This is a genomic window from Gammaproteobacteria bacterium (assembly GCA_027296625.1).
Lineage (GTDB): Bacteria > Pseudomonadota > Gammaproteobacteria > JAKEHO01 > JAKEHO01 > JAKEHO01.
In genome coordinates this window covers 1-5066 of sequence record JAPUIX010000061.1, presented here as the reverse complement: position 1 = coordinate 5066, position 5066 = coordinate 1, and the positions used below count along the sequence as shown (strand labels likewise).

The 5066-nt window shown below is 52.4% G+C and carries 6 protein-coding genes; 1 reads left to right on the top strand and 5 read right to left on the bottom strand.

What is annotated here, in order from left to right; translation table 11 throughout:
* Positions 1–207: hypothetical protein (locus O6944_03660; GenBank protein MCZ6718238.1), on the top strand; the 207-nt coding region annotated here is incomplete at its 5' end.
* A gap of 51 nt (positions 208–258) precedes the next feature.
* On the opposite strand, the gene O6944_03655 is transcribed toward O6944_03660, so the two are convergent.
* The 5 genes from O6944_03655 to O6944_03635 form a co-directional block, all read right to left on the bottom strand.
* Positions 259–804, bottom strand: a complete 546-nt coding sequence (locus O6944_03655; GenBank protein ID MCZ6718237.1) for a terminase small subunit — start codon at positions 802–804, stop codon at positions 259–261.
* Between the two features lie 206 nt (positions 805–1010).
* A complete protein-coding gene (locus tag O6944_03650; GenBank protein MCZ6718236.1) occupies positions 1011–1532 on the bottom strand; it encodes a hypothetical protein in 522 nt (173 codons plus the stop codon).
* A 447-nt stretch (positions 1533–1979) separates the two neighbouring features.
* Positions 1980–2177, bottom strand: a complete 198-nt coding sequence (locus tag O6944_03645) for a hypothetical protein (GenBank protein MCZ6718235.1) — start codon at positions 2175–2177, stop codon at positions 1980–1982.
* Between the two features lie 304 nt (positions 2178–2481).
* Positions 2482–3669: a site-specific integrase gene (locus O6944_03640; GenBank protein ID MCZ6718234.1), complete on the bottom strand. Its 1188-nt coding sequence runs from the start codon at positions 3667–3669 to the stop codon at positions 2482–2484.
* 1170 nt (positions 3670–4839) lie between these two features.
* Positions 4840–5066 (bottom strand): hypothetical protein (locus tag O6944_03635; protein MCZ6718233.1); only part of this gene is annotated, 227 nt, incomplete at its 5' end.

Sequence of the window (5066 nt, the reverse complement as noted above, 5' to 3'; positions counted from 1 at the left end):
TGGCTCCTTCCGAAGCAGGGACTAAAGGATCCTTCTGTCCGCGGCGCATGCTGGTACGGTGATGTCCCCTTTGGGTCATTAGCGGTCCTTCAGGACTCTACCATCCGAACGGCTGCTTTCGGGGGCAAAGCGGACGATCTAGCTGAACGTCTGATCTACGTTATCGCCATCGAAAGGCGGCAATACAGTATATGCGAAGGTGCGTAAACCGAGCATGTCCAGCACGATGTCCAAAACTACTAGCGAATCAGCCAGATCTCAGTGAGGCTTTTTGGATCCTGGACAGAGAGTTGGTGAGACATCCTCGGCCTCAGATTCCGACATCAGTTTCCGGAGATCGACATCGCCAGACTCCGCGATTTCGCGGATTAAACGTACAAGCTCCTCGATTGAAATATCCTCAACGTCCTGGACGTGTTCGATCTTGTCCGTCCACATATTCAGATATTTCCCCTGCAGTTCGGCACACCTGACTGCCGAAGCATATTGCCCGGTCTCCTGGGCCATTTTGCCGAGCATCGTCAGTCGTTTGAGCGTGTTCTCGACTGTGATCTCGGCGCCAGATAGCGCGATCGCCATCCGTCGATCTATTTCACCCCGAATTGCAGGTTTTAGCATATTCTGAAACCCAACTGTCCCGAGGGTATTGTCATTGCCCTTGTAGCCGGCACGACGGGCTGCCTCAGTAGCGTTGAGATTTACACTCGCGGAAACGTAATACACACAGAAGGCCATCTGTTTCATCGTCAGCGGCCGATTGCGCGGCTTGCCCCTGGGCTTGAGCTTGACTCTGGATTGGGTCATTTGTTGCCCCGGGTATCGCAGGCCTGGTCCGGATACACATGAAAAGAAACAATGTCGTACATAAATTTTATAACCATGTCTAACTTTACTTGACCCAATCTACCCTCCCCTTGCCTAACCTTCCCTTGCCTAACCCCTCCTACTTTGGTAGGGCTGAAACGTCTATCGCGCAAGGCCCGCAGCAATATCCGATGGCAATAATGAAATTACCAATCTTCGCCAGGCAATACCTTGACCAGTTTACTGATGCGGCTGTAGTGATCGTCCTCATCCAGAGTTTGGCGTTGATAGTCACGTCGAACTGTCTGAATCTCAGCGATGATTCGCAAATTCTTAAACCGCTTGAATGAAATACGGTCGAGTCTGCCTGCATGTCCAGCAATGCGTTTAAATTCACGAATCAGGTTTCCACAATTCTTGGCCTTGTATTCACCAAACCTTCGTGGCGGACCGTCCAGCCTTTTGACGTTGTAAAATCGGTCAATCGGTAGACCCGCATATTCCTCAGGCTCGATGATTGCAAAACGTACAATTACGCATGCTTTTCCAAAGTAGTGGGCGGTTTCGTAATTTACATATCGAATTTCATATTCGCCTTCCGGGACCAATACTGTATCCCCTTCAACTACGCCGCCACCTTCCTCAGGCTCCCCGTCCGGCTCAGGGGATTCGACACATTCGGTGTCTTCCCTCCGAAAAGGCTCGTTAAGGTCGTTTTTTAACCCCATTCACGCGGGCCTGATAGTAGGGCAAGGCTCTAGCCCGTCTTGCTCGTTAAAACGCCCTTCTCGGGGTCGTATCGAACCGCAAATGCCGATTTCTAGCTCGGTCACGCCGTAGTATTTGAGTACGCTCTCGGGAATCCTTGCGTTGGAAGCCGGACGGACCGGATACAGCGCACAATTTGTTACTGAGCAAAGGGTGACCTGTTGCCGCCAGGTGCCTGCTGCCTTCGGGTCAAAGATGCAAGTTTTGCAGTTCTCATTGATGCACTTGCGTAAAGACTGACGTTTCTCTATCTTCATTCCGCGTTCCTTTACGCCTCGGCCAATGTGTTCGTAGCACGGTCGGGGCGTTTCAATTTTGCATTAGTGGTCTCGGGGTATGGGATTCCTCGTAACGCGGCATTGCGACGCTTGTACGGGCTTCGGGAATTTGCCGCTTCTGGACATCGTCTACGTGACCGTTGAAGTTGTTCGGCGATCCAGCCATTCCTGATACTTCGGAGAGCCGACTGCCACTCTGCGCCGTCCATTTAGCATGATCACTGGCGGCGGATCTTCGCTATTGATATACCGATAAGCCGTCGGCACGCTTACATTAAAGTATTTTTCGCCCCAAAGACTGACGGGTATTGCGTAAGGAGAAGACATAAAAAAACCTCCAAATCAGATAGTTATGGAGGTCCGATCGCTTGATCATTTGACGCGAGCAAGTCTCACCGATTCCTCCGGCTTGATTTGCTTCTCTGGGTCACGAAGATTTTCTGGCTAACTATCTCTCAAGGGCAATACAATTCAATGATCGCTGCCCCCGGAACAGTGCCTCGGAAAGCCCAGCAAGAATGACAAAACGCTAACCATTTGTCAAAGACGGCAAGAATTGAGCTTCGCGTATCGTCGCTTTACATACAGAAAATTCGTCGCAGAAAATTCGATCAGATTGTCAATAAAACTACTACCCAACAATCGGCGAGACACTGGATTCTTCGATCACAAGATCTAATGTTGGTGCATGAGTGGCAATCTGTTGATCGACGTGGGACTGCTCCAAATGCCCATAATGTTCTTGAACCATTCGCGTCGATGAGTGGCCAAGCGCGGCGGCAATGATCGTGTCATCCACTCCAGCAAGCTTCATAGCGGACGCATAACTATGTCGAATCATGTGGAAGTTCGCTGGTGGGTCAATTTTCGCCCTTCGACTTGCCGCAAGTAACTGTCGGCGATACGTGTTCTTTTTCCAGAAATCACCGGTTACACGATTTAGCATACGTTCGCTCGACCTTCGAGAGCTCTTCGCAGTAATCGAATCGAAAAATTTTGCTGCCTGGTCGTTGACAGCAACATAGCGAGGTCGGTTTGTTTTGGAGTTCTGAATCCGAATTTTCTTTAGCTTTCGGTCCCAATCGCCACAGATCAGTGCTGCCAGATCGCCGAAGCGGGCCCCTGTGTATGACGCGGCCAATATAAGCTCACGCAGATCCGGATCGGAAGCATTGGCGAGCCTACTCAATTCTGCCAGCGTCAAGAAACGATCACGGGCTTTGTTAACGACCTCGAGCGATTTAAGCGCCTTCCAAATTGGGAGGCCGCGAAACGGTATTTCAAGCTCTTCCAGACCGTACTTAAGACATGCTTTGAAAATGGTCAGCGTTCGATTCACGGTTGCTGGCTTCACGCTCTTCGCGACCTCGTCGCGCCAGCCAACAAGGTCGGCTTTGGTCAATTTCATCACCGGTACATACTCGAAGCCCGGTTTGATCCACTTGTTGAAACGGTTCCACGAGTCACAAGTGTCTTTACCGACCGCATCACGTGACTGGGCGTAGAGTCTGAACACTTCGCCCACAGTCAGCTTCTCGAGTTGGATGCTTCCAGCTTGACCAGCACGTTCGAGCGCTGCCTTAACTGCCTGTCTGTAATTCAGAATCCGCGACCCGTCCGGAGGATACTTATCGTCGGCATAAGCCTTCAAAGATCGCTGCACTTCGCGGCCGCCGACCCACCAACGAGCGAGCCAGGTTCGAGAGCCAGTTCTGTACCCGAGCTGCACGCCTGTACCGGACAGTGACTCGAAGTACGGTTTGCCCCTAGCAGGGAGTCGCTGGCGGCCCGCTTTGGATGACAGCTTTACCTTGCCCATGAGTCGGCTCTTGGTTGATTAGAACGCCTCTGAGTGCACAAAACGTCCAGTATTCGTCCAGTAACTGATGGCATTCAGTGAAACTCAGTGAAAAATTATGAGCAGATATTATGCTTTATATCAATCGCTTATGCAAGATCCTGATATGCTATGAAATCCAATGAAACACTTAAAAACCGCCCTTTCACGGCGGCAACAGGGGTTCGAATCCCCTTGGGGACGCCACTCGTCAAAAATTGCCCGCTTTATGCGAGCAATTTTAATTGAGCGCGGTTCCCCGTGGGAAAGCGAGGTGGACAGTCGAGTTCGACAAAACGCGCCAGCGTTTTGGACGCCATTTTCCTGAGCACCAAACCGGAGACATGGGTAACACATTAGCAGCGAATGGGTTGTCGATGGACTCGAGCCTGCAGGTCTCATGATCGAAGGAGCCGAGATCATACTGCATGAAGCGAATGAGCCAGATCTTATCCGAGACCTGCTTGACGCCGACCTTCTGGCCTGCACTCGGTACTTAGGTTGATCTTCCGGCGTTTGTAACAGATGGGCCTCCGGCCTGTCGTCGCTTCGCTCCTCGGTGCGGCCATAGCTGGTGACAGCGGCGGTCCGGTCATGGATCGGAAAGTCGAGATCGCCCAGTCCTTTATAAGGTCTGGGCGAATTTGCGTAGAGACCTCCGGGCACCTGCATATTATGGGGCTGATGCGGCCGATACGAGTTGCAGTAATCCTTGATGCCCATTAAGTCAACGTAGTTGGGACAATCGAGCGGTTGCAATTGTAGCCGTAATAGCGCACCAGATACTCATACTTATCCGAGACGCGGTTCAAGAACAGGCGCAGCCACTTCACTGCTGGCAGGAGCTGATAGTTGCGCTTCAGCGTGGTGTGCGGTTTGGAGCACCAGGCCCGTCAATCTCAAATATAATGGTCGGCCTGGCGACCCGAGATGTAGGAGCTTCCCATCGCAGCCGAAAAATCTACGTCTGGTGGCGCCGCCCGCGGGCCGAGTGAACGGGGAGGGATCGTCCTGCTCGTCTGGCTCTTCTTTTTCTCGGGCGCCGCAGGGCTCATCTACGAGGTCGTTTGGAACCGATTGCTCGTTCTGCGCATGGGAAACACCGCGTATTCACTCGCGACGATTCTCGCGGTTTTCATGGGCGGGCTGGCTCTAGGTAGCTATCTCGGTGGGCGCCTCACTCGGCGCGTCCGCAATCCTGTCCGCGTCTACGGCCTGCTCGAGATATTCATAGGTCTTTATTGCGCCCTCATTCCGTGGGGAATCGATGCCCTTCAGCCGCTGCTGGCCACGGTCTACCGCGATTACTACAACTCGCCAGGGCTCTTCAGTTTGATCCAGTTCTGGCTGTGCGGGCTGGTCCTGCTCTTCCCCACCAT